This is a genomic window from Pseudomonas sp. H3_D04, assembly GCF_054669175.1.
In genome coordinates this window covers 1,986,003-2,009,697 of sequence record NZ_CP162801.1, presented here as the reverse complement: position 1 = coordinate 2,009,697, position 23,695 = coordinate 1,986,003, and the positions used below count along the sequence as shown (strand labels likewise).

Here is a 23,695-nt window from a genome sequence, read left to right as displayed (position 1 = left end):
CCTCAGAGGGGCAATGGCGCGCGTTCGCTCACCAGTTTCGCGTCACGCATCGCCTGCCAGAATGCAGCGGGGATCACGGCCGACAGTGCCGCAACATCTTCGGCAATCCGGTCCGGACGGCTGGAGCCCGGAATCACCGCAGCCACGGCCGGGTTAGCCAGTGAGAACTGCAGCGCAGCGGCCTTGATGTCGACACCGTGGGCCGCCGCGATGCGTTTGATCTGCTCCACTTTGTCGACGATCGCCGGGCTGGCTTTCTGGTATTCGAAATGGGTTCCACCGGCCAGAATGCCCGAGCTGTAGGGGCCGCCGACCACGATTTCGACGTTCTGCGCCAAGGCCGCGTCCATCAGACGTTGCAAGGCCCGGTCGTGGTCGAGAAGAGTGTAGCGACCCGCCAGCAGAAAACCGTCCGGTTGGGCTTCGGTCAGATCAAGGGTCAGCTCGCAAGGTTCGACCTTGTTCACGCCCAGGCCCCAACCCTTGATCACGCCTTCTTCACGCAAACGGGTCAGCACTTTGAACGCGCCGGTGCGGGCCTGGTTGAAGTATTCCAGCCACTGGTCGCCGTAAAAATCCTGGGCGATGTCATGCACCCAGACGATGTCCAGGCGATCGGTTTGCAGGCGCTTGAGGCTGTCTTCGATGGAGCGCATCGTGGCGTCGGCGCTGTAGTCGTTGACGATTTTGTTCGGGCGGCCGTGTTCGAACACCCCGCTCTTTTCGCCCAGGTCACGGGCCGATGCATCTTCGACTTCATCGAGGATGACCCGGCCGACTTTGCTGCTCAGCACGTAGTCGTCGCGGTTGTATTGGGCCAGTGCAGCACCCAGGCGAATCTCCGACAGGCCCGAACCGTAAAACGGCGCGGTGTCGAAGTAGCGAACGCCGGCATCCCAGGCCGCGTGAACGGTGGCCCGCGCCTCGTCTTCAGGAATGGCGCGGAACATGTTGCCCAACGGGGCCGTGCCGAAACCCAGCGCGCCGGGCAGTTTGTCTTTCAAGCTCATGGTTCAAATCCTCGTCAGTGTCAGAGGTCAGCTGAGTGACCGTTTGGCAGATCCTAGATTGCGATGATCGGACCGTCCAAGACATAATGCGCAGCACTTGAGTCCCTATAGGTCTTACATGATCGACATCCGCCAATTGCGCTACTTCGTCGCCGTCGCCGAAGAAGAACACGTCGGTCGCGCCGCCGAACGCTTGCACATCTCCCAATCACCCTTGAGCCGGCAGATCGCCCAGCTTGAAGAACGCCTGGGCCTGACCCTGTTCGAGCGCAGCCAGCAGCGCATCCGCCTGACCCGCGACGGCCAGACCTTCCTCGCCGAAACCCGCGCCCTCCTGACCCATGCCAGCCGCCTCGAATCCCTGGGCAAACGCCTCGGTCGCGGCGAAGAAGGCGGCCTGTGCATCGGCTACATCGAAAACGCCATGCACGCTGGCGTGCTGCCCAATGCCCTGCGGGTGCTGCGCGTCGACCGGCCGAACGTGCACGTTGCGTTGTACAACCTGAGTTCCGCCGAACAACTCGAAGGCCTGCGCCAGCGTAGTCTGGATATCGCCCTGGTCAGTGAACCGCCCGTCGCCGACGACCCGGACCTGCTGGGGTTTCAGGTGCTGGACGACCCGATGCTACTGGCCCTGCCCGAACACCATCCCCTCGCCCACCAGGCCACACTGACCCCGGCCGACCTGGCCAATCAGGAATGGATCGGCGTGCAACACCGACAGAACTGCGCCAGCCGCGAAGACTTCGTCAGCGCCTGCATCCGCGCCGGTTTCACCCCGGACATCCGCATGGAAGCCACCGAGCCCTTCACTGCGCTGGGGCTGGTTGCGTCGGGGCTGGGCATTGCGATGATTCAGAAAGGCTTGAGCCGCAATGCGCCGCCGGGTGTGGTGCTGCGGGAAGTGCCGTGGATTTCGTTTACCACGCCCTTGTGGGCGGCGTGGCACCGGATCAATTTGCGGCCGCTGGTGGAGACGTTCAGGAAGGTGCTGACCGAATCGGAGGCGGTTCACACCCCCTGATGGTGCGTCTGCATGATTTTTTGTTGGCGCCAGGCTTGCCGGCGAAGGCGTCCTCTAGTGCGCCTTCGCCGGCAAGCCTGGCTCCTACAGGTACGGCTTGTCCCTGATTTATTACACATGAGATTTGCTCAAGCGGCCCTGCGGTTTTGTGCTTTGACCCGTTTCCCTTCCGCCGACTACAACAGCCACTGGCTTGTCATTCACGGGGGAACACCTGATGCCTGAGAGTAAAACCGCATTACCCGCCAGCCTGGCGATCACTCTGGCACTGTGTTGCGGCTTTTCGGTTGCGACCATCTATTACAACCAGACCATGCTGCCGTTGATTGGCGCCACGTTCAGCATTTCGGGCGCCCACGTCGGCCAGATCGCCATGCTCACCCAACTCGGTTACGCCCTCGGCTTGTTGCTATTTGTGCCGTTGGGCGACCGCGTAACCCGGCGCTCGCTGATCCTCGGCATGTTGAGCCTGAACTTCCTCAGCCTGATCGCCTCCGCCGTCGCGCCGACCTACTCCTTTTTGCTGCTGGCCAGTGTGGTGCTGGGGCTGTCAGCTGTCAGTGCGCAGATCATCATTCCCGCCGCCACTGCCCTCGCGCCCCCGGAGCAACGCGGTAGCGTGCTGGGCATGATGGTCAGTGGTTTGTCGGCCGGCGGTCTGTTGGCGCGGGCCTTGAGCGGCGCCGTCAGCACCTGGATCGGCTGGCGCGGCATGTTCTTCGCTGCCGCCGTGATGAACGTGATGCTGTTCATGGCGATCATGATCCGCATGCCGGTGACCGCACCGTCCAGCACCCTGCCCTATCTGGACCTGATGAAGTCAATGTGGAAACTGGTGCGCGCCCACCCGACCCTGCGTCGCTCCTCAGTCAGCGGTGGCCTGATTTTCGGTGCGCTGAACGTGTTCTGGGGGTCGATGGCCTCGTTGCTGTCGCTTGAGCCTTATCACTACTCCAGCGGCCAGGCCGGGCTGTTCGGGCTTTCGGCGATTGTCGGGATCGTCGCCGCCTCTTGGCTTGGCCGACTCACGCAACACTACGGCATCAAACTCAGCTACCTGGGGACCGGCGCGGTGCTGCTGGCCTTCATTGCGTTGTATCTGGGTGGTGCAGGCGGTTTCTGGTGGTTGATCCTGGCCTGTGCCACCGCGCTCGACATCGGCAACCGGGCCAACCAACTGGCCAATCAGGCGCGCATTCTGGCCTTGGCTCCCGAGGCGATCAGCCGCTTGAACACGGTATTCATGGTCACCTACTTCACCGGCGGCGCGTTGGGGTCGGCCCTCGGGGCCAGCGCTGCCGAGTATCACGGCTGGCCAGGGCTGGCGGCGGTAGGTGCGTTGTTTGCGGTGTGCGGATTGGTCTCGATCTTTCATTCCCGACGCGCTGAAAAAAACGGCCCGTGAAGGGCCGTTTCTCATTTCGTGCAGGTAACGGCACTTCTGTGGGAGCGGGCTTGCTCGCTCCCACAGGGTTTGTGTTTCTGGCATGGAAAAGGGGCGGATCATCCGCCCCTTTTTCATTGATGTCCGATCAACGCAACGGCTGCCCCCGCGTCTCCGGCATCCGCAGGTAAACCACCGCGCTGATTGCACTGATCACCGCCAGGTAAATCCAGAACAACCCGCCATAGCCCCAACCCGCCATGGCGGCCATCAGGTACGGGGCGGTACCGCCGAACAAGGTCACCGACAACGCATACGGCAAGGCGATGCCCGTCACGCGAACCTCGGCCGGGAATTGCTCGGCCATGGTCACCGCCGAGGCGGCGCCGAAGCCGGTCATGATGACCATCGAGACGGTCTGGATCAGCGTCACTTCCATCAGGCTGATGCCGACGTGCAGTAAGCCAAAGCTCGGCCAGGCCCACAGGATCGAGGCGATGGCGAAGGCGATCAGCACCGGACGCCGCCCGACGCGATCCGCCAGCTTGCCGGCGAATGGCAGCAATACCAGCGACACACCAACGGAAATCACCCCGGCCAGCAAGGTGTCGCGGATCGACATGCCGGTGATCAAATGCACCTGGTTCGGATAGCTGACCATCCACACGTAGTTGAGCAGGTTGCCGGCCATGGCGATGCCGATCACGCGCATGGCATCGCGGCGATGGCTGAACAGCAGTTCGCGAATCGGGCGTTTTTTGCCGTGGCTGGCGATGCGCGATTTGAAGATCTCGGTTTCGCGTACCGACAGGCGAATCCATAGGGTGATCAAGCCCATCAGCGCGGCAATCACGAACGCGACGCGCCAGCCCCAATCGTAGAGCGCAGTGTCGCTGCCCATCGACGCCAGGGCAAAGCCGAGCAGGAAGGACACCAGCGTGCCGGCATTGATTGCAAACCACTGCCACGACCCGGCGAAGGCCCGGCGATGCGCAGGGGCCGACTCGATCAGAAATGCCGAGGCGGAGCCGAATTCGCCGCCCGCCGAGAAGCCCTGAACCAGCCGCGCCAGCACCAGGATGATTGGCGCGGCAATGCCGATGCTTTCATAGTTGGGGCAGATGCCGATCACCAGAGAGGCGACGGACATCAGCAGGATGGATAGCGTCAGGCCCTTCTTGCGACCATAGCGGTCAGCCAGTTGGCCCAGCACCGCGCCACCGATCGGGCGCATGATGAAGCCGACGGCGAACACGGCCAACACCGACAGCAAAGCGGTTGCCCCGTCACCGGCGGGGAAAAACTGCTTGGCGAGAATGGAGGAAAAGGTCGCATAGATGACCCAGTCTGTGTACTCGACGATGGTGCCCAGGGTCGCGGCGACAATCGCTTTTTTCTCTGCACTGTTGAGTTGTCGACCTTGGCTCTGAGTCGTGGCAGTGGCGTTGGATGCGGACGGCAGTTCGCTGTCCACCGTAGGGTAGTTGCTCATGGTTATGGCTCCCGTGGGCGCTATTATTGTTGACCTTTAGACGCGGCCTCAGTGTTGCTACGGGAGAAATATCCAGCACCGTCAGCTTCTCGTGTAGCGAGTTTTCAGGGCGGTTCGATTGACTAAAAATCAACCCACTGTGTTGAGGTTTTCTCAACGCATACCCCTGTAAAACTCGGTTGAAGGCGCCCGCGCGAGCGAGGGTAAATGCAGGCAATCATGGGGCTGCCCACGACCTCCCCCATGTACCGCATCGACAATAAAAGTTTCGCGAGGAGAACCCGCAATGTTTGAGCAAACCAACAGCTTCATCGATGGACGCTCCGTGCCGCCGCTGGACGGCCAGTACGAAGACAAAATCGATCCACGCACCGGCGAAAAACTCAACGAAGTGGCCAGCAGCGGCCCGGCTGATGTGGCCATCGCGATCGATTCCGCCGCCGCCGCGCTGCAAGCCTGGCGTGACATGCGCCCGGCGGACCGCGGGCGCATCCTCAACGATTTCGGGCGTTTGATCCGCGCCAGCGAAAGCACCCTCGGTGCGCTGGAACGGGCCGAAACCGGCAAACCCGGGCGCGAGATGGCGACCCTGATGGACCTCACGGCGCAGTACTTCGAGTTCTACGGCGGCATCGTCAATGTCATGGACGGTGAAGTGATCAACCAAGGCCCGAATTACCACGTCTACACCCGCCGCGATCCGTTCGGCGTGATCGGTGTGATCCTGCCGTGGAACGCTCCGCTGCATCAGGCGGCCCGGGCGATTGCTCCGGCGCTGGCCACGGGCAACACGGTGGTGGCGAAACCGTCGGAACACACCTCGGCATCGCTGGTGGAACTCGCGCGCATGGCTGTGGAGGCCGGAATTCCGCCGGGGGTGTTCAACGTGATCGTCGGCAAAGGCAGCGTCATCGGCCCGGCCATGGCGCATAACCCGCACATCCGCAAAATCTCCTTCACTGGCGGCATTCGTGCCGGTCAGGAGTTGGGGCATATTGCGGCGGAGCGGATCCTGCCGTTGACCCTGGAACTGGGCGGCAAGTCTGCCAACATCGTGTTCGACGATGCCGACCTGGACGCCGCGGCCAAAGGCTCGACCCTCGCGTTCACCTGGAACAGCGGACAGTGGTGCGCTGCCGGGACCCGGTTGCTGGTGCAGGAATCGATCTACGATCGCTTCGTCGACAAACTGGTGGCCGAGGTCGGCAATCTGCGGGTCGGCCCGCAGGACGATGCGACGTCCGGTCCCATCACCACCCGCGCCCAGTTCGAGAAAATCCAGAGCTACTTTGCAATTGCCGAACGCGAAGGCCTGACCCCGGCCATCGGCGGCAAGGTGGCGAGCCATCCCGGCTTTGAAAACGGCTGGTACATCGAGCCGACCGTCTACACCGGCGTAACCAATGACATGACCCTGGCCCGTGAAGAAATCTTCGGGCCGATTGTGTGCGTGATTCCGTTCAAGGATGAAGCGGACGCGTTGCGTATTGCCAACGACAGCGAGTTCGGCCTGGGGGCCGGTATCTGGAGCCGTGACATTGGCCGGGTGCACCGGGTGGCCGCGAACCTTGAGGCCGGGCGGATTGTGGTCAACGAATACAGCGGCGGGTTCGTCCAGACACCGTGCGGCGGGTTCAAGCAAAGTGGTTACGGGCGTGAGCAAGGGGTTGATGCGTTGTCGCATTACACGCAGCTCAAATCAGTGATCATCCGCCTCTGACGTCCCGTCTAACACCCAAGGGTGCAGCCATTGCTGCACCCTTTTTTCGTCCTCAAATACACCGCCCTCCAGAGGTGAAAGAAGTACCTGTGGCGAGGCACTCGACACAGGTAATTCTTTCACCACGAGTGAGCATCAGTTCATAGATCTAGGGGTTTACCAAAGCGCCAACGAGTAGGTCACAATCAAGCGGTTCTCATCGATATCACTGGAGAAATTGCTCCGCGCACTGGCGTTTTTCCACTTCAGCCCCAGGTCCTTCAACGGCCCGCTCTGGATCACATACCCCAACTCGGAATCACGCTCCCATTCCTTGCCGCCCTCCGCCCGGTTGCGCACGGTGACGTCGTCGCCCGACAGATAGCGGGTCATGAAGGTCAGGCCGGGAATTCCCACGGCGGCAAAGTTGTAGTCGTAGCGCGCCTGCCATGAACGTTCGTCCTGGTTACCGAAATCGTTGATCTGCACCAGGTTGACCAGATAGCCGTCGGTGCCGTTGATGTTGGCGAAACCGGTGTCGCCGCTCATGCGCTGATAACCCAGGCCCACCGCATGGCCACGGGCGCTGTAGGTCAACATCGCGCCCAGCGCCGAGTTGTCGACATTGCTGTTGCCCTCGTCAAGGCTACGCGCCCAGCGTAAATCCGAGTTCAAGGTCTGGTCTTCGCTGATCGTCCATTTGTGGTTCAGGGTCAGGTAGTGCTGCTGATATATCCCCTCCAGTTCACCGTAGTGATAGGCCGTGCTCAGCGCCGGCACCCAGCGGTAGGTGGCCCCGGCAAAGTCGAAGCGGTCACTGGTGGCGTGGCTTCCCAGGCGGATATTGCGCGACCCGCCGTTGAAAACGCTCATGTCTTCATTGTCGGAAGAGTTGCGCAAGTTGGTCTGGTCGAGTCGACCAAGGTCCAGGGACAGGTTGTCGAGGTCCGCGCTGTTGAGCCAGGCGCCGCGAAAGGTTTGCGGCAGCAGGCGTGAATCGTTGTACATGACCACCGGCATCCGAGGCAGCAAGGTGCCGACTTTCAGAGTGCTGCGCGCCAGGCGCAGTTTGCCGGTCAGGCCCAGTTCGCCGTAGTCATCCTCGGCTCGTCCACCCGGTCCACGCTCGGTATTGAGCAGCCCGGTGCCGGAGCGATCCGGCGATGAATCGAGCTTGACGCCCACCAGTCCGATAGCGTCGAACCCGACGCCGAGCATGCCGTCGGTGTAGCCCGATTCCAGCCGCAGGATGAAGCCCTGCGCCCATTCCTCTGCCTTGCTTTGAGCGACGCCGGACTGACGAAAATCACGATTGAAGTAATAGTTGCGCAGCTCCAGGCTGCTTTTGCTGTCCTGAAGGAAATCGGCACAGGCCGGGTTCATCAGCGTGCTGGCGGCACTGCACAGCGACAGGCGCCATACCAGCGGGAAGCCCTTCCGGGCGTTGGAAAAGGGGCTGTTCATGGGTGTGTTTCTCTTATTGTTGTCAGGTTCGGCCACGGGCCAGACAGGCGCGTGACGGTCGATCCTGAAAGCCGCGCTGCCGACCGACAATCGAGAAAAACACGCCCCTCCCTTGAGTTTTAATCAAGTGGGTTTAGGCTTTGGTTTACGTACACTGCGCGCCGCTCCTCCCATAAGAACAAGAGTTGCTCACCATGGAACGTCTGCCTCCCCTGAATGCCATCCGCGCATTCGAATCCGTCGCCCGGCATTTGAGCATCACCCTGGCCGCCGATGAATTGAACGTCACCCCGGGCGCAGTCAGCCGGCAGATCCGCACGCTCGAAGAATTTCTCAAGCTCGACCTGTTCGTGCGCGGGCACCGCCAGATCACCCTGACCGCTGCCGGCGAGCAGTACTTCCGCGCGGTGGCCCGGGTGGTCGAAGACCTGCGCGGAGCCACCAAAAAACTCATGTCTCCACCGCTGCGCCGTCAGCTGAAAGTCCGCGCCTACACCACCTTCGCCATGCAGTGGCTGATCCCGCGCCTGGCAAGTTTCCACGCGCAGAACCCGAAGATCGAAGTGCTGCTGACCGCCTCCCTCGAGCCCGTGGACTTCTACAAGGAAGACATCGATGCCGCCATCCGCCTCGGCTCCGGTGAGTGGCCCAACTGCAATTGTCACGTGCTCAGCGATAACCAGCTGGCCCCGGTGTGCAGCCCGTCGCTGCTGCAGCATGGCCCGGGGTTGCAGACGCCGGCCGATATCGCCAACTACACCATGCTGCACTCGATCGCCCGCCTCGAAGACTGGCGTTACTGGCTGGAAGCTTGCGGGGTCAGTCGCGAAGTCGATGCCCAGGCCGGCATGACTTATCAGAGTTCGTCGATGGTTTACGCGGCGGCGGTCGGCGGTCAGGGCATTGCCATGGCGCAGCTGTTTCTGGTGAACAAGGAACTGCAGGACGGCAGCCTGATCCGGCCGTTCGAACAGGTGGTGGACATGGGCGTCTACACCTACTACCTGCTGATTCCCAAGCACCGCGAGGAAAGCGAAGACCTGCGAATTTTCCGTGAATGGGTCCTTGAACAGGCACGCATCACCCGCGATCTGGCTTGAGCTTTGATCAAGGCACTGCGGCGTAAAACTGCTTTGTCGGTCATTTGTCACCGTGTCTAGCATGGGTCTCCATCCACAAGAAAGAGACCCGCCATGACCACCCCCGATACGCCTTCCATCGGTTTCATCGGCCTCGGCGCCATGGGCCAGAAAATGGCCCGCCATCTGCTCGACAAAGGCTTTGACCTGAACCTGTTTGATCCCAATCCCCACGCCTTGGCGCCATTGCTTGAACGGGGTGCGCGCAGCCATGCAACGCCTCGGGAAGTGGCGGACCACGCGCACATCGTGCTGGTCTGCGTGCCAACCCCGGACATCGTCGAAAACGTAGTGCTCGGTGCCGACGGCGTGATCCATGGTCAAAAGGTCAGCATTCTGGTCGACCACTCCACCACCGGTCCGAGCCTGGCCCGACGCCTGCAAGCGGCGTTGTCTGAACGCAACATCGCCGCCCTCGATGCACCGCTGGCCGGGGGTGTCGCGGGGGCGCAGAACGGCACGCTGTCGGTGATGGTTGGAGGTGATCGTGCCGCTTATGAGCGTTGCTCATCGGTATTCGCCGCCTTCGGCAAGAAGGTCGAACACATCGGCACCGAGCCAGGGCTAGGCCAAACCTTGAAGCTGGTCAACAACATGATCGTCGCCGCCACTCTGGTGGCCACCAGCGAAGCCATGTTATTCGGGGTCAAGGCCGGGCTCGACCCACGGCAGATGGTGGAGATGCTCAACGCCAGCACCGCGCGCAGTTTTACCAGCGAACAGATCCTGGCGGGCACCGTGATGCGCCGGGAATTCGACTTCGGCTTCCGCCTGGATTTGATGCGCAAGGACGTGCGGCTGTTTCTGGCCGAGGCGGAAAACACCGGAGTGCCGGCCTTCACCTCTTCGGTGGTCAAGCAGTTCTTCGATCAGGCCTTGAGCGAAGGTGACCCGGCGCGGGATATGACCCATGTGGTGCAGGTGCTGGAGCAGATGGCGGGCGTCGAACTCCAAGGCTGAGTTTAATTTCCACCGCAGATCCCCTGTAGGAGTGAGCCTGCTCGCGAAAGCGGTGTGTCAGTCGACATTGTTATCGCCTGACACACCGCTTTCGCGAGCAGGCTCACTCCTACAGTGTTGTATTCCAGGCTGACCGATGGCTTGATTTTTTCTCAACCAAACCGGGTTTTTATATCGTTTGTCGGGCCTTCTGCCCTGCCCGACCATGACCTCCAGAGCTTGTTCGCAAGCCCATAACAACAGGAGGTCATCATGAGTTTTTCCACGTCCATCTGGACGCCGTCCACGCCACCCGGCCTGCATGCCTCGCGCCATCACCACAACGGCGAAATATTCTTTCCGTCCGTGCCGGACGATTCGCCGCTGAGCAACCAGTTCGACGACACCGTGCTAGACGTCGAGGGCCAGGTCTACAGCTTCACCATCATGCACCCGAGCCCGAAAAGCGGCCTCGCCCCGTTCGTGCTCGCCTACGTCGACCTGCCCGGCCCGGTGCGTTTGTTCGGGCGCCTGATCGGTACCCCCGGCGTGCCGGCCATTGGCGAAAAATGCCGAGTGATTGCCGACGACACCTACGGCTACGTTTTCCAGTCCCAGGAGGCCCGTCCATGAGCCAGATGCATGTAATGGGCGGCGCCATGACCGTCTTCGGCCGTCACCCCGGTGTCATGGCCCCGGAACTGGCCCAGCGCGCAATTCTTGACGCTGTGGCCGATGCCGGCTTGCAGCTGGCCGACATTCAGGCCGTGTACTGCGCCAATGTGCTGGGCGGGATGATTCTCGGGCAGGTGATCGTGCGCGATCTGGGCCTGAAAGGGATTCCGGTCTACAACATCGAAAACGCCTGTGCCAGCGGCGCGACGGCGGTGCACCTGGCGCGCCACGCCTTGCTCGCCGGTCAATATGAACGCGTGCTGGTGTTTGGCATCGAGCAGTTGACCGCATTGGGTGGCGGCATGATCCCAATGCAGCGCAACGACCGCATGACCGACCTCTACGCCACGGCAGGCATGGTGTTGCCGGCGGTCTACGCGATGCGCGCCACCCGTTTCATCCACGAGCGTGACGCCAAGCCCGCCGATCTGGCCGCTGTAGCGGTGAAGAATCGTCATCACGGTTCGCTCAACGAATACGCCCAGCAACGCAACGAAGTCAGCCTCGAAGAGGTGCTCGCCTCGCGCATGATCGCCGACCCGCTGACCCTGTTGCAGTGCTGCCCGTCGCAAGTGGACGGTGCCGCTGCACTGGTGCTCGGCAACAAACCGGGACCCCACGCCAAAGACGTCAAGGTGCTGGGTTCGATCATTGTCTCGGGCCTTCGCGAGAGCGGTGACGAAGACATTCTCGATGCCGAAATCACCGCACGCGCCGCACGCCTGGCCTATGAACAGGCCGGTGTCGCCCCGGCCGATATCGGTGTGGTCGAGTTGCACGACGCCTTCACCATCGCCGAGCTGCTGTATTACGAAGCCCTCGGGCTGGCCGCACCGGGCGAAGCGGTCTCGCTGTTGCACTCGGGCGCCACCGCCCTCGGTGGTCGGGTGCCGGTCAATCCAAGTGGCGGCCTGTTGGCCAAGGGTCATCCACTGGGCGCCACCGGTGTCGCGCAAATGGTCGAGTTGCTCTGGCAGTTGCAAGGCCGCGCCGGCAGCCGCCAAGCCGGCACTCCGCGCCTGGGCCTGGCGCAATGCACCGGTGGCGGTATCGCCGGGGTCGACCACGCGGCGTCAGCCGTGCACATCCTGGGAGTCTGAAGCCATGAACAACCAACACTTTGCGGCCGGCCAGGTCGCCGTCGTCACCGGCGCTGCTCGCGGGATCGGCCTGACCATTGCCCAACGACTGGCGCATCAAGGGGTGTTTGTCTACCTGCTGGATCGCGACGAACAGGCACTGAACAACAGTGTCAGCGCGTTGCACGCCGAAGACTTGAAGGTCGCCGGAATTGCGCTGGACCTGACCGAAGGCGAGTCGGTCAACGCCGCCTTCACGCAGATCCACGAAGCCCACGGTCGCCTGGATTTTCTGGTGAACAACGCCGGCGTGGTCCGCGACAAACGCTTCCTGAACATGACCGAACAGGACTGGGACCTGGTGGTGGACACCAATCTGCGGGCGCAATTTCTCTGCTGCAAAGCGGCCCTGCCACTGATGCTGGAGAAAGGCTTCGGACGCATCGTCAACATGTCGTCCCGGGCCTGGCTGGGCGGTTTCGGTCAGGCCAATTACTCGGCGGCCAAGGGCGGCGTGGTCAGCCTGACCCGCAGCCTGGCCATTGAGTTCGCGGCCAAAGGCATCACCGTCAACGCCATCGCCCCGGGCATCGTCGATACGCCGCTGTTCCAGAGTTTCACGCCTGAGGTGCAGGCAAAACTCAAGGACACGGTGCCGGTAAAACGCATCGGCACCCCGGACGACATTGCCAATGCCGTGGAGTTTTTCCTCGCCCCGGCCAGCAGCTACGTCACCGGGCAAACCCTGTATGTGTGCGGCGGACGCAGTCTGTCCTCGGCCAGCGTGTGAGGTGAACGCCATGTCAGTCACTTTGGAAGTCCACGGCCCTGTGGCCCTGATCACGATCGACCGCCCGCAAGCCCTGAATGCGCTGGACCTGGATTCCCTCCAGGCCTTGCGCGGCCATCTACGTGAAGTACGCGACCGCCGGGAACTGCGTGTGGCCGTGATCACCGGCAGCGGTGAACGGGCGTTTTGCGTCGGCGCCGACCTGAAAAGTACGCGGGCCTCCTCGGCCTCCTATGCCGAGGCGCTGTTCCTGGCCAACGAACCCGCCGCAGACGCCGGGCTTTACATCCGCCAGATGGACCTTGCCGACCTCGACCTGCACAAGCCGCTGATTGCCGCCATCAATGGCCATTGCCTGGGTGGCGGCCTGGAGCTGGCGTTGCAATGCGACCTGCGCATTGCCAGTGCCAGTGCGACGTTCGGTCTGCCGGAAGCCGCCGTCGGATCGATTCCGGCGGTCAGCGGCCTGCATCGTTTGATGCGCGCGGTGCCGCCCGCCCATGCGATGCAGATGGCGTTAACCGGGTCGCGCATCGATGCGTGGCAGGCCTGCGCTATCGGCTTGATCTCCGAGCGTCTGGACAGCCGCGAGGCCCTGTTGCAACGGGCGATGATCCTGGCCGAGCAGATTGCCCGCCAGGCACCGCTGGCGATCCAGGCCTTGCAAACCCTGGCCCGCAGTACCGCGCACTTGAGCGACAGCGACGCCCAGCGTTTGACCGAATTGTATTGGGGCGTGTTGCGCGACACCGAGGATCGTCTCGAAGGCCGGCAGGCGTTTGCCGAAAAACGCGCACCGCATTACACGGGCCGCTGAAGCGCCCGAGGAGGCGAACATGTTACGCACCGCTCTGGACGGTCTGACCGTCCTCGATTTCACCCAGATCGCCGCCGGCCCCACGGCAACCATGCTGATGGCCGACATGGGCGCGCGGGTGATCAAGATCGAATCCCACGAAGGCGAACTGGGTCGTACCCTCGGCCCGGCGTGGGTTGGCGAGGATAGCGCGCTGTATCACGCGTTCAATCGCGGCAAGCTGGGTATGAGCCTGGACCTGAAACACCCGGACAGCGCCGCAGTGATCAAACGACTGGTGCTGCAAGCCGACGTACTGGTCGAAAGCATGCGCCCTGGCGTCATGGCTCGACTGGGACTGGGTTATGAGGACCTGGCTGCACTGAAACCGGACCTGATCTACTGCTCGATTTCCGCCTACGGGCAGGAAGGACCGTATGCCGACCGGGCGGGCGTCGACGGCATTCTGCAAGCCGATTCCGGCCTGATGAGCCTGATCGGCACGCCGAACTCGGCGCCCTCCAAGGTGCAAGCGCCGGTGGTGGATGTGGTCACCGGTTATATGGCATGCATGGCCGTGTTGGCCAAGCTGCATGCCCGAGAAAAGGACGGCCTGGGCGGCCACCTCGACGTCAGCCTGATGAACTCGGCCCTGGCACTGCAACAAGCGTCGCTGGCGAGCTTCCTCTGCGACGGCAAGCTGCCGACCCGCATCGGCAGCGCCGCGCCCTACTCTGCTCCGAACGAAGCCTTTGAGGCGGCGGATGGCTGGTTGATGGTCGCGGCGTACAACGGCAATCGCTGGCCGACCCTGAGCAGGGTGCTCGGGCACCCGGAGTGGATCGACGACCCGCGTTTCGCCAGCTCGGCGCAACGCGTGGTTAACCGTGAAGCCATGTGCGCGGCACTGACCGACGTGTTCCACACCCGGCCGGTGGCCCATTGGCTAGCGGTGCTGCGCGAGGCCGACATCCTTTGCTCCAGGGTCAGCGATTACAACGACGTGCTGGCCCATCCGCAGATCGCCAGCAATGGCATGCTCGTGGAACTGCACCACCCGCAGCATGGCGTGGTTCGGGTACCGGGGTTTCCGGTCAACAGCCTCGAAGCCGCGCAAACGCCGTATGCGCCGGCGCCGGACAATGGCCAGCACTCGCGGTCGGTGTTGCGTGAGTTCGACTTTTCTGAGGATGAGATTGCCGATTTGCTGGCGTCCAATGCGATGCATTGTCCAGAGGTGGAGTTGGCCTGACCGAGTCCCTGTGGCGAGGGAGCTTGCTCCCTCGCCACAGAGTGTTGTGTATGAACACATCCGGCCACTTATCGCGCTCGTCTGTTTAAGCGTGAAACGGTGTTTGTTTAAACACTCTCGAAGATACGTCCTGAAAGCTACAAATCCTTGCGCCGTTGCCTACGGCTGCGCCAGAATCCGCCGGCTTGTGCGCCTTGGGGCCGCTCGGTAACTTGATTCCCGTCACTGCTCATCAGTGATCGGGTTTAGTCGCCCGCGTTAACTCAGTTGTGCGTGCATCTGTCATGCAGGTCTTTCATTCCTGTATCTGATGGTGGCTGTACGCAGGGCGCTTTCGGGCGCGCCGGATTGCTGAGTTTCCCGGTCGACTAACCTGCGTGCAGCTGCCTCCCCTTACGTTTAGTCGCAAGAGGGGTGGCACCCAATTTGGAAACTCAGCATATGTTCAAAGTAACGCCCAACCCACCGGACACCGATCCGGTCTCCCCCTACGAACCCGATTCAAAAAAGCTCAACGAAGCCGCCGAGCGCGCCCTCGACTTCCACTTCCCATCGAACGCCGACATCAAAGCCACCCCACGCACACGCAGCACTCTGTTCTCCGTAGACCCCGAGGCCACGGCCGAAACCCTGGCGGTTTATCTGGTCGAAATATTCGCCTCGGTCGACGTGATGGTCCATCAGTTGGTGGATCACCTGGAGGGAGAGACGCGCTACGCCCTGCTGGGGATTTCCAACAGCATCATGATGGCGGAGATCACGGCGAACCGGGTGTTGGATAAGATCGATCTGCCCATATAAGTGCCGCTCTGTGGTGAGTGAATAACTGACGTTGAATTGTGCAGCGGTCCCATTTTCCTGGGGCCGCTTCGCGGCACAGCGGACAGATAAATAGATCTGTCCCCTTTTTAATGAATAAATACGTTTCCTTTTCTTCAGTTCGAGTTAATGTTTTGTTGTACTAACGCTCTGACTCACAACACGTTACTTGAGGCAATTTCCTAAGGCTGAGCTGGGCGGATCAAAAACGCGATTCCATATAAATAGTCATCGAAGACGGGGCCTGAAGAGTGCCACTGACCAGGCCTGCGATATGATAGAACGGCTGCTTCTTCTTCCCTCCCGAGATAGTTGCCTGCGATGAATGAATCTTCGATATTGCTCTCAAAACTATAGCTATATTTAATGTTGAGTATTGATCTGTGAATGACGTCACTTCTGATGTCGACTACTGGGAGTGCCCCCTGTGAAATTCGCCATGACTCATAGGCGGGTAAGTTTACGAGCGCCGGCGAGATGATGTAGCTCGCAACATTGGAACAGGTGACGAGTATTTCACTTGTTTGGCCTACGGCGTCCGACACGACGATGGTCGCCTTCCCATTCCCCTCACTTCGTATCATTCCGCTGTTGTCAACCGAGGCTATGAGGTGCTGGGTCGAAGTGTAGGTATAAGGAGGCACACCGCCGGTCGCGGAACGTCTCTCGCAAGTACCTATCGGGTCGGCCCCTGTGAGCGTCCATGGGATTGAAGTGCCGGTGATCGATACATTCGGAGCACTCAATCCGACAGGGTCAGTATTCACTATCAATGCTGGGTGTGTGGTAACCGTCAACGTCCTGGCCTCCGAAACCTGACCCGAACCGTACAGCGCCTTGGCGGTAAAACTGTGAGCTGCCACACTCAACCCGGTTACCAACAACGTCCAGATCCCCGTCACCGGATCCGCCGTCGGCTGACCTTTGGAGACCGTACCGTCGAGCACGTCGACTCTCTGTCCTTTTTTGGATCTGCCGGTCAGCGTGATGCTGGTATCAACCGTTCTCCCGCCTTCTGCGATCTCATCCCCATTGGAATCGGTCACACGGGTGATCGCAGGTTTCACATCCTCCACAGCCTTGACCGTGTAGGTACGCACCTGAAACAGCAGCGCATTGTTTTCATCCTGACTGCCACTCAACCCTGCCTTGAACTCAACTTTCAGTTCGCTCCCGTCCTTCAGGTTTTTCAATTCATTGAATGGAATCGGATGCGTGTAAAAGCCCTGGGTAATCCAAGTTTCGTTGGTTTGCGAGAGAGGCGGCTGCCAAAATGTCTGGGCGTAGGGACTGTCGTCATTGTTGGTGCCTTGCACCCGCAACCAGACGAACTGTTTCAGCGCAATGAACGGCCAGGCGTTAACCTGGATCACCGCGTTGGCGGTCAGCTGGCTGACGTCGAATTCGGCCCCTTCACCGTTGTCCGCGGCCTGGAGGATCAATGGTTTGTCGAGCACGTTTTCCGGCAGTGGCAGTACCGATAACGTCAGGGTGTCCGAGGGCATGGGGCTGCTGCTGCCGCGAGTTACCTTGTAGTTCACCGTTATCGCTTTGCCGAGGCTGAAGGCGACCACCTTAGGCTCCAACGGTATCTCCTGCGGCCCGAGCGTGGTCACAGGCCACGGTGCGGTGGTGTGCGAACCCTCGGGCAGCGTGCCGTCGGCACCGGTCCACTTTACAGAGATCTGGTCGCCGACCAGCATGCCGTCGTAGTTGACGACGGCGGTCAGATGGGTCTGGGCATTCAACGGATCAAGGCGGGTGCCGCCGTCCGCTTCTTTCACGGCCGGGGGTAACAGTTGGCCAATCGCCTGGCCAACCCCAAATTCCAGCACATTCGAATAACTCGTCTCGCTCGTCGCCGCCCGCCAGATCCGGTAACTCACCGTCACCTTCTTGCCGCGATTCGGCTCGATGTGTTCGGCGACAAACGTGGCGTTGAGGGTGAAATTCACATCCTTGTCTTTGGACAGCCCGTTGAGGGTGACGGAGTCTTCCGTGGTACCCGTGACTTCACCCGTCCAGGTGTAGGTCACGATGTCGCCGGATTGGGTCGGTTTGACGGTGGGTCTTGGCGCGGTCAGTTTGCCGATGCCGCCGGGCAGGTCCCCGGGCTCCAGCGCTCCGTCCTGTTCACCGAGGACGATGGGTTTGACCAGTTCGAGTTGCGGCTCGCCCACCTGCAGCAGCGCCGCATGCAAGGATTCGCGGCGGACTTGGTCGCCGTTCTGGTCTTCGCTGAGCAGGTGGTACCACAGCTCCAGCGTGCCGCCTTCCAGGGTTTTCAGGTGCTGGCTCTCCACCGTGATGAAAAAATCGTTCTCGGCCTCGATCTCGTCCCTACTTGGAAAATACCAATCCAGCTCCGGGGTATAACTGCCGGTATCCGGGCGGGTGCCGAACCAGATCAGCTCGATGGCCATGCCCTGCTGCATGATCGGATCGAACGGAATCCGCACGCGAGGGTGAGGCAGGTCCGGATCAATCGCGCCGTTTTGTTCATCTTCGGCCTTGGGCGCGGCCAGGTGTTTCGGTTCGCCGATGAAGGTGACAAATTGCCCCTTTGACGGCAGGGGGTCGGTCACGCCCGGGCGCTCTACGCGATAGGAAAAAGTCACCTGGGTTTTGGCCAGTTGACGCACGTCGGCGTTGGACAGTTCGAATTCATAGGTATGCGGCAGGTTGTTGACCGTCTGGGCCGGCGTGTTGACTTCCACGGCCTCGTTGTCCACGGTGGTGCCGCGCATCTTCAGGATGATGCGGTCGTCCTGCTCGAACGCCGGCCCTTTGGCCCAGACCTGAGCCGTGATGTTTTTGTCCTCCAGCGCATCAAGGTCAAGGATGTTGTTCTTCGCCTCCTTGACGATCGGCGCATCGAGCAGATCGGTGCCGGTCATGACCACCAGCCGCGTGGCCTTGCACCAGTCTTCCGAAAAATTGTGCACCACATCGCGCACGCGGAAGGTGACCGCCAGCCCGGAGATGTCGGTGTCGCCCGCGGCCAGGATGGTGGCTTCGTCGACGTGGATCACGATCGGGTGAGTGGCCGGGTCGCTGATCTGCTCGGCAGTCAGCGGCGCGGATTCCACGAGCACACCGCCCCAGCTCAGCACCATGACATCGCCCACCGCCGCATCCGGATAAGGCACGCCGGTCCCGGACTCGGCCCGAATGATGATGTCCACCCCGGCCGCGGCGATCTCCTTGTCGACGATGTTCTCGACGATGGCCGGATCGATGAACAGGTACAGGTTCGAGTGGCTGCCTTCTTCCGGGTTAAGGTCCTGGCCCGCAGGGATCTCCAGCTTGGCGTAGAGCTTGAGCGCCGGCGTAAACGTCTCGGCGCCCTGATTGAAACGGGTCACCCGGTACGCCAGCGTGTGCGTCCCGGTCAGCCAATGCCTGGGTTCGACCCACAAGGTCACCCGCTGACCGACTTCGGCGTCGTCGGTGATGATGTGCTGATTGACCACCTGGTCGTCGAACTGCAGCTCGACCTTGTCGCCTTTGCCCATGCTTGACCAGGCCGGGACGTAGACCTTGAGCCCGTTGATGGGGAAATTGTCCAGGGCGGCGGCACGGTTGATTGCCCAGACGTCAGTGGAAGAGTCCAGTAAACGGGCACCGGGGATTTCTGGTTCACGCAGCAGCATGGAAACGGGGTGACGGACGGGTTGCACGAGCATGGGGAGACTCCTGTCGAGGGGGGCTGGGCGACGGAGTCATTTAAAGTGTTAGAAAGGGCGGTTGGCTACTGTCAGAAATAACAGGTTGGGTATGTTTCCAGATGAATGGCAGTCATCCCCTTGGGCAGTATCTATCCGGATTACGCGGCGCCAAACAGACAAATGACTATACCCCCCGCTCCTTACTGTCATCGACGGTCACCGTCGCATCGCTCGGGTTTGATGCTTTACTGAAAAGACCCTGAACCCCAGCGAGAACGCCGCAATGAACCGCAACGACCTGCGCCGCGTGGACATGAACCTGCTGGTGATTTTCGAAACGTTGATGTTCGAGAAGAACCTGACCCGGGCCGGGGAGAAACTGTTTCTCGGTCAGCCCGCTGTCAGTGCTTCGCTGGCCAAGTTGCGCGATCTGTTCGACGACCCGCTGCTGGTGCGCAACGGTCGGGTGTTGGAGCCGACCCAACGGGCGTTGGCGATTCTCAAGGAGTTGCAGCCGGCGATGGACACCATTTCCGGTGCGGTCAGCCGGGCCAAGGATTTCGACCCGTCCACCAGCCGCGATGTGTTCCGCATCGGCTTGTCCGACGACGCCGAGTTCGGTCTGTTTCCGCCGCTGCTCAAGCAAATACGCGAAGAGGCGCAGAACGTCGTGGTGGTGGTGCGAAGGGTGAATTACTTGCTGATGTCACCGATGCTCGCCTCCGGGGAGATTTCCGTCGGGATCAGTTACACCACGGAGCTGCCGGCCAATGCCAAGCGCAAGAAATTGCGGGACCTGAGCGTGAAGATTCTGCGTGGCGATAACCGTCCCGGCCCCCTGACCCTGGATGAGTATTGCGAACGCCCTCATGCACTGGTGTCTTTTTCCGGAGACTTGACCGGTGCTATCGACAACGATCTGGCGCGCATCGGCCGCTCGCGGCGGGTGGTGCTGGCGGTGCCGCAATTCGCCGGGTTGCGTGCCCTGCTGGCCGGCACCGACCTGCTGGCCACGGTGCCGGATTACGCGGCGTGTGCGCTGATCGAAGGCAGCAACCAGCTGCGGGCCGACGACCCGCCGTTTGACATCGTGCTGTCCGAACTGTCCATGGTCTGGAACGGGGTCAACGATAACGACCCGGCAGAACGTTGGTTGCGTTCGCGAATTGCGCAACACATGTCGGCTGAGTTGCCGGTGCTTTGAGCGCGTTGAAAGCCGGATCGGTCTCGCGCAGGAAGATCGGCATGTCGGTCATCGGTGGCATCGCCGGGATGTCGAAATACATCTGGATCACCCAGCCGCGGTGGTAACTGGCGTGATTGACCACGTGCAGCAGCATCGCGCCGGCGCTCATGGTGCCGCTCTCGCCGGAGACGAACGTAAACTCGACCGGTTTATCCAGCGACCTCTCGGTCTGCCTTGCGCTCCAGTTGCAATACCAGTGATCGATGTCCTTTTGCGCCATGCGCAAATCAGCCAGGTCGGGATGGAGCAGATCGTGTGAGGTTTTGAAGCCGTGCCCTCGGCCTTCGAGGTGAGCCTGCCAGATGCAGTCCACGACATAGATGTGATTCAGGGTGCCGATCATGTTCTTGAACACCGACACCCGCTCTTTGTTGACCTCCCCCGGCGGCAGCGCGGCCAGGCTGTCAAAGAGGCGCTGGTCGGCCCATTGCTTGTAATCGGCAAGCATGCGGGCAGTGCGTATGTTGATCATCAGAGTTCTCCCATTACGATGGGCACACTGGCAAGCATAGACCGCTCGGCGGCTGGCAGCGCAGACGCTGATAACCGGCACCTCACCGCAACGCGACAGCTGCTACAGGGAATGCGGTGTCAGGCGTTGTACCACCCGATCAGCCAGCGCCAGGCAGCTGGTGAGGCCCGGTGATTCGATGCCGAACAGATTCACCAATCCCGGCACACCATGCTCGGCCGGGCCGCTGATGAGGAAGTCGGCGGCCGGATCGGTCGGGCCGGAAATCTTCGGGCGGATGCCGCTGTAGGCGGGTTGCAGGCTGTTATCGGGTAACGTCGGCCAGTAGCGGCGGATGGCCTGATAGAACCCGTCGACCCGGCGCGGATCGACGCGGTAATCGACATGGTCGACCCATTCGACGTCCGGCCCGAAACGCGCCTGCCCACCAAGGTCGAGGGTCATGTGCACGCCCAGGCCGGCGCTCTCCGGTGCCGGATACACCAGATGCCGGAACGGCGCCCGGCCACTGAAACTGAAATAACTGCCCTTGCACAGGCGTGCCTCGGGAACGTATTGCGTCGGCAAGCCTTCGATCCGGCTCGCCACCTCCGGCGCGGACAAACCGGCGCAATTGATCAACTCGCGACAGGTCAAGGTCATCGGCTGTGCGCCGCCCATGTGCAATTCGAAACCTTGTTCGGTGCAACGGGCGGACACCAACGGCGTGTGCAAGGCAATCGAGGTGCCCGAGGCTTCGGCGTCTGCCTGAAGCGCCAGCATCAGCGCATGGGAATCGACGATCCCGGTGGACGGCGACCAGAGCGCGGCGACGCAGGACAGCGCCGGTTCAAGCGACCGCGCCTGCCCGGCGTCCAGCCATTGCAAGTCATCGACGCCATTGCGCCGGCCCTGCTCCAGCAACCTCTGCAAGGCCGCGCACTGGCTGTCATCGGTGGCCACGATCAACTTGCCCAGGCGCTGGTAATCGACACCGCGCTCCTCGCAAAAGGCGTACAGGCGATGCTTGCCCTCCACGCACAATTGCGCCTTCAGGCTGCCGCTCGGGTAATAGATGCCGGCGTGGATCACTTCTGAATTGCGCGAACTGATGCCCACACCAATCCCCTCGCCGGCTTCGATCAGGATCACTTCCCGCCCGCTACGGGCCAGTGCCCTGGTCACCGCCAGGCCAACCACGCCGGCGCCGACCACCACGCATTCGATATCGACGCTCACCTGCCCTCCGCTCATGTCAAGCCAGCCCTCGTTCCCGATAATCGATCAGGCTGGAGAATATCGCCAGCAGCATGGCCATGACCACGAAGAAGATCAGCACCAGGAAATACGAGCCGGTGAACTGCACGATCAATCCGATCAGGATCGGCACGATAACCCCGGCCATGTTGCCGCAGAAGTTCATGGTGCCGGCCAGCACACCGGTTTTCGAGGTGCCGCCGAGGATCGACGGAATGCACCAGTACATGCCGCACCAGCGAATGAAAAACATCGCTACGCAGAGCAGACCGATGGCCTTGCCGGCTTCATTGGTATAGGCCACCGTCAGCATGCACAGGGCCGCGACCAGCGCCGAACCACTGAACATGCTGCGCATCACCAGGTTGGGCGAGGCGCCGCTGGTTTTCCATTTATCCCCCAGATAACCGCCGACCAGCTCGCCGACGAAACCGCACATGAAAATCAGGAAGGTCGCACCGCCCATGCTCGAAATGTTCAGGCCGTGGGTCTGGTGCAGGTAGCTCGGCATCCAGGTCAGCAAACCGTAGAACACGCTGAGAATGCAGCAGTAACCGGCGAACATCGCGAGCACCGAACGGTCCTTGAGCAGCTCTTTGAGGGGGATGCTGGTCACCGTGCCGGGTTGGCTGACTTTGCGATTGCCTTCGGTGATGTGCGCCAGTTCCGCCGCGTTGACACCGGGGTGTTCGCTGGGATGGTTGCGGATGTATTTCCACGCCAGTACACCGGCAAGCATGGTGCCGATACCGGCGATCACGAAGGCGATGCGCCAGGAATCGAACCAGCCGATCAGCCCGGCAATGATGATCGCGCCGAAAGCACTGCCCAGCGGTGCGCCGCCATCGACCAGCACCGCGCCACGTCCGCGTTCGTTGGGAGTCAGCCAGGCGCCGTTGAGTTTGGCCCCGGCCGGCATGATCGGCGACTCGGCGATGCCCAGCCCCATGCGCGTAATCAACAGCGTGATCCAGTTGTGCGCACCGGCAGCCAAGGCCTGGAAGGCGCCCCAGGCGACAGTCGCGATGACGATGACGCGGCGGGTCTGAAAACGGTCCAGCAGCATGCCGCCGGGAATCTGCATCAATGCGTACGACCAGAAAAACGCACTGAGCATCAAGCCTTCCAGCGCGGGAGGGATCTGGAACTCACTGGAAATCAGCGGCAAGGCCACCGACAGCGAAGCGCGGTCGATGTAGTTGATGGCGGTCAGCAGCAACATGATGAGGAAGATCCGCCAGCGCACGCTGGTCGGACGCTCGGTGGCAGACGCGGCGGCGAGCCGCAGGGTTTCGGCACTCGGATTGTTCATGAGGGGCGCTCTTGTTGTTGTGGGTGCAAGCGGCCCAATACCCGCCTATTAACGCAAAACCTGTAGGAGCGAGGCTTGCCCGCGAAGGCGGAGTGTCAGTGGACATCATTGTTAATGACACATCGCCTTCGCGGGCAAGCCTCGCTCCTACTGGGTTTACATCTTGGCTGACGGGTGTTGGGCAAGCACCCCAACTCTA

At 61.5% G+C, this 23,695-nt stretch carries 19 protein-coding genes; 12 read left to right on the top strand and 7 right to left on the bottom strand.

What is annotated here, in order from left to right:
* Positions 1 to 2: 2 nt before the first annotated feature.
* Positions 3 to 1,010, bottom strand: a complete 1,008-nt coding sequence (locus AB4N91_RS09465; RefSeq protein WP_077749321.1) for an aldo/keto reductase — start codon at positions 1,008 to 1,010, stop codon at positions 3 to 5.
* Positions 1,011 to 1,128: 118 nt separating this feature from the next.
* On the opposite strand from AB4N91_RS09465, the gene AB4N91_RS09460 reads away from it, so the two are divergent.
* The gene (locus AB4N91_RS09460; protein WP_010455227.1) at positions 1,129 to 2,034 is read left to right on the top strand and encodes a LysR substrate-binding domain-containing protein; all 906 of its coding nucleotides are present in this window, start codon (positions 1,129 to 1,131) and stop codon (positions 2,032 to 2,034) included.
* A gap of 217 nt (positions 2,035 to 2,251) precedes the next feature.
* Complete coding sequence (locus AB4N91_RS09455) at positions 2,252 to 3,439, top strand: MFS transporter (protein ID WP_010455228.1); 1,188 nt, start codon at positions 2,252 to 2,254, stop codon at positions 3,437 to 3,439.
* Positions 3,440 to 3,566: 127 nt separating this feature from the next.
* On the opposite strand, the gene AB4N91_RS09450 is transcribed toward AB4N91_RS09455, so the two are convergent.
* Entirely contained in the window at positions 3,567 to 4,910 is a 1,344-nt protein-coding gene (locus AB4N91_RS09450; RefSeq protein ID WP_010455230.1) for an MFS transporter, read from the bottom strand.
* A gap of 286 nt (positions 4,911 to 5,196) precedes the next feature.
* Between AB4N91_RS09450 and AB4N91_RS09445 the strand changes: the two genes are divergently transcribed.
* Positions 5,197 to 6,630 (top strand): aldehyde dehydrogenase family protein, encoded by a 1,434-nt coding sequence (locus tag AB4N91_RS09445; protein ID WP_010455232.1) that lies wholly within the window; start codon positions 5,197 to 5,199, stop codon positions 6,628 to 6,630.
* Between the two features lie 156 nt (positions 6,631 to 6,786).
* Here AB4N91_RS09445 and AB4N91_RS09440 read toward each other — a convergent pair whose 3' ends face one another.
* Positions 6,787 to 8,073, bottom strand: a complete 1,287-nt coding sequence (locus tag AB4N91_RS09440) for an OprD family porin (protein WP_460112354.1) — start codon at positions 8,071 to 8,073, stop codon at positions 6,787 to 6,789.
* A gap of 194 nt (positions 8,074 to 8,267) precedes the next feature.
* Between AB4N91_RS09440 and gcvA the strand changes: the two genes are divergently transcribed.
* The 8 genes from gcvA to AB4N91_RS09400 all read left to right on the top strand — a co-directional run bounded on the left by gcvA (position 8,268) and on the right by AB4N91_RS09400 (position 15,544).
* Positions 8,268 to 9,173, top strand: coding sequence for a transcriptional regulator GcvA (gcvA, locus tag AB4N91_RS09435; protein ID WP_154913339.1), 906 nt, complete (start codon positions 8,268 to 8,270; stop codon positions 9,171 to 9,173).
* 93 nt (positions 9,174 to 9,266) lie between these two features.
* Entirely contained in the window at positions 9,267 to 10,172 is a 906-nt protein-coding gene (locus tag AB4N91_RS09430) for an NAD(P)-dependent oxidoreductase (RefSeq protein WP_102594373.1), read from the top strand.
* 252 nt (positions 10,173 to 10,424) lie between these two features.
* Positions 10,425 to 10,784, top strand: a complete 360-nt coding sequence (locus AB4N91_RS09425) for a Zn-ribbon domain-containing OB-fold protein (protein WP_010455240.1) — start codon at positions 10,425 to 10,427, stop codon at positions 10,782 to 10,784.
* On the top strand, positions 10,781 to 11,926 hold the full coding sequence (locus tag AB4N91_RS09420) for a thiolase family protein (protein ID WP_154501144.1): 1,146 nt from the start codon (positions 10,781 to 10,783) through the stop codon (positions 11,924 to 11,926). Before AB4N91_RS09425 ends, AB4N91_RS09420 begins: the two co-directional genes overlap by 4 nt.
* A gap of 4 nt (positions 11,927 to 11,930) precedes the next feature.
* Positions 11,931 to 12,695, top strand: a complete 765-nt coding sequence (locus AB4N91_RS09415; protein WP_010455243.1) for an SDR family NAD(P)-dependent oxidoreductase — start codon at positions 11,931 to 11,933, stop codon at positions 12,693 to 12,695.
* Positions 12,696 to 12,705: 10 nt separating this feature from the next.
* Positions 12,706 to 13,512: an enoyl-CoA hydratase/isomerase family protein gene (locus tag AB4N91_RS09410; protein ID WP_145308373.1), complete on the top strand. Its 807-nt coding sequence runs from the start codon at positions 12,706 to 12,708 to the stop codon at positions 13,510 to 13,512.
* A 19-nt stretch (positions 13,513 to 13,531) separates the two neighbouring features.
* On the top strand, positions 13,532 to 14,743 hold the full coding sequence (locus AB4N91_RS09405) for a CaiB/BaiF CoA transferase family protein (protein WP_169858263.1): 1,212 nt from the start codon (positions 13,532 to 13,534) through the stop codon (positions 14,741 to 14,743).
* 441 nt (positions 14,744 to 15,184) lie between these two features.
* Positions 15,185 to 15,544, top strand: coding sequence for a DUF6124 family protein (locus AB4N91_RS09400; RefSeq protein WP_460112353.1), 360 nt, complete (start codon positions 15,185 to 15,187; stop codon positions 15,542 to 15,544).
* Between the two features lie 200 nt (positions 15,545 to 15,744).
* Here the strand turns inward: AB4N91_RS09400 and AB4N91_RS09395 are convergent, their stop codons facing one another.
* Entirely contained in the window at positions 15,745 to 19,248 is a 3,504-nt protein-coding gene (locus AB4N91_RS09395) for a hypothetical protein (RefSeq protein WP_460112352.1), read from the bottom strand.
* 265 nt (positions 19,249 to 19,513) lie between these two features.
* Between AB4N91_RS09395 and AB4N91_RS09390 the strand changes: the two genes are divergently transcribed.
* Positions 19,514 to 20,434, top strand: a complete 921-nt coding sequence (locus AB4N91_RS09390; protein ID WP_010455251.1) for a LysR substrate-binding domain-containing protein — start codon at positions 19,514 to 19,516, stop codon at positions 20,432 to 20,434.
* Here AB4N91_RS09390 and AB4N91_RS09385 read toward each other — a convergent pair.
* The 3 genes from AB4N91_RS09385 to AB4N91_RS09375 form a co-directional block, all read right to left on the bottom strand.
* A complete protein-coding gene (locus tag AB4N91_RS09385) occupies positions 20,355 to 20,948 on the bottom strand; it encodes a DinB family protein (RefSeq protein WP_154501145.1) in 594 nt (197 codons plus the stop codon). The genes AB4N91_RS09390 and AB4N91_RS09385 overlap by 80 nt on opposite strands.
* 102 nt (positions 20,949 to 21,050) lie before the next feature.
* On the bottom strand, positions 21,051 to 22,166 hold the full coding sequence (locus AB4N91_RS09380; protein ID WP_460112351.1) for an NAD(P)/FAD-dependent oxidoreductase: 1,116 nt from the start codon (positions 22,164 to 22,166) through the stop codon (positions 21,051 to 21,053).
* Positions 22,167 to 22,182: 16 nt separating this feature from the next.
* Positions 22,183 to 23,496 (bottom strand): MFS transporter, encoded by a 1,314-nt coding sequence (locus AB4N91_RS09375; protein WP_460112349.1) that lies wholly within the window; start codon positions 23,494 to 23,496, stop codon positions 22,183 to 22,185.
* Between the last annotated feature and the right edge of the window lie 199 nt (positions 23,497 to 23,695).

What these genes read in the sequence shown, in the direction of transcription:
- AB4N91_RS09440 (WP_460112354.1), bottom strand. Translation starts at nt 8,073, where the DNA reads ATGAACAGCCCCTTTTCCAACGCCCGGAAGGGCTTCCCGCTGGTATGG.
- AB4N91_RS09420 (WP_154501144.1), top strand. Translation starts at nt 10,781, where the DNA reads ATGAGCCAGATGCATGTAATGGGCGGCGCCATGACCGTCTTCGGCCGT.
- AB4N91_RS09415 (WP_010455243.1), top strand. Translation starts at nt 11,931, where the DNA reads ATGAACAACCAACACTTTGCGGCCGGCCAGGTCGCCGTCGTCACCGGC.
- AB4N91_RS09400 (WP_460112353.1), top strand. Translation starts at nt 15,185, where the DNA reads ATGTTCAAAGTAACGCCCAACCCACCGGACACCGATCCGGTCTCCCCC.
- AB4N91_RS09465 (WP_077749321.1), bottom strand. Translation starts at nt 1,010, where the DNA reads ATGAGCTTGAAAGACAAACTGCCCGGCGCGCTGGGTTTCGGCACGGCC.
- AB4N91_RS09430 (WP_102594373.1), top strand. Translation starts at nt 9,267, where the DNA reads ATGACCACCCCCGATACGCCTTCCATCGGTTTCATCGGCCTCGGCGCC.
- AB4N91_RS09460 (WP_010455227.1), top strand. Translation starts at nt 1,129, where the DNA reads ATGATCGACATCCGCCAATTGCGCTACTTCGTCGCCGTCGCCGAAGAA.
- AB4N91_RS09385 (WP_154501145.1), bottom strand. Translation starts at nt 20,948, where the DNA reads ATGATCAACATACGCACTGCCCGCATGCTTGCCGATTACAAGCAATGG.
- gcvA (WP_154913339.1), top strand. Translation starts at nt 8,268, where the DNA reads ATGGAACGTCTGCCTCCCCTGAATGCCATCCGCGCATTCGAATCCGTC.
- AB4N91_RS09405 (WP_169858263.1), top strand. Translation starts at nt 13,532, where the DNA reads ATGTTACGCACCGCTCTGGACGGTCTGACCGTCCTCGATTTCACCCAG.
- AB4N91_RS09395 (WP_460112352.1), bottom strand. Translation starts at nt 19,248, where the DNA reads ATGCTCGTGCAACCCGTCCGTCACCCCGTTTCCATGCTGCTGCGTGAA.
- AB4N91_RS09375 (WP_460112349.1), bottom strand. Translation starts at nt 23,496, where the DNA reads ATGAACAATCCGAGTGCCGAAACCCTGCGGCTCGCCGCCGCGTCTGCC.
- AB4N91_RS09390 (WP_010455251.1), top strand. Translation starts at nt 19,514, where the DNA reads ATGAACCGCAACGACCTGCGCCGCGTGGACATGAACCTGCTGGTGATT.
- AB4N91_RS09425 (WP_010455240.1), top strand. Translation starts at nt 10,425, where the DNA reads ATGAGTTTTTCCACGTCCATCTGGACGCCGTCCACGCCACCCGGCCTG.
- AB4N91_RS09450 (WP_010455230.1), bottom strand. Translation starts at nt 4,910, where the DNA reads ATGAGCAACTACCCTACGGTGGACAGCGAACTGCCGTCCGCATCCAAC.
- AB4N91_RS09445 (WP_010455232.1), top strand. Translation starts at nt 5,197, where the DNA reads ATGTTTGAGCAAACCAACAGCTTCATCGATGGACGCTCCGTGCCGCCG.
- AB4N91_RS09455 (WP_010455228.1), top strand. Translation starts at nt 2,252, where the DNA reads ATGCCTGAGAGTAAAACCGCATTACCCGCCAGCCTGGCGATCACTCTG.
- AB4N91_RS09410 (WP_145308373.1), top strand. Translation starts at nt 12,706, where the DNA reads ATGTCAGTCACTTTGGAAGTCCACGGCCCTGTGGCCCTGATCACGATC.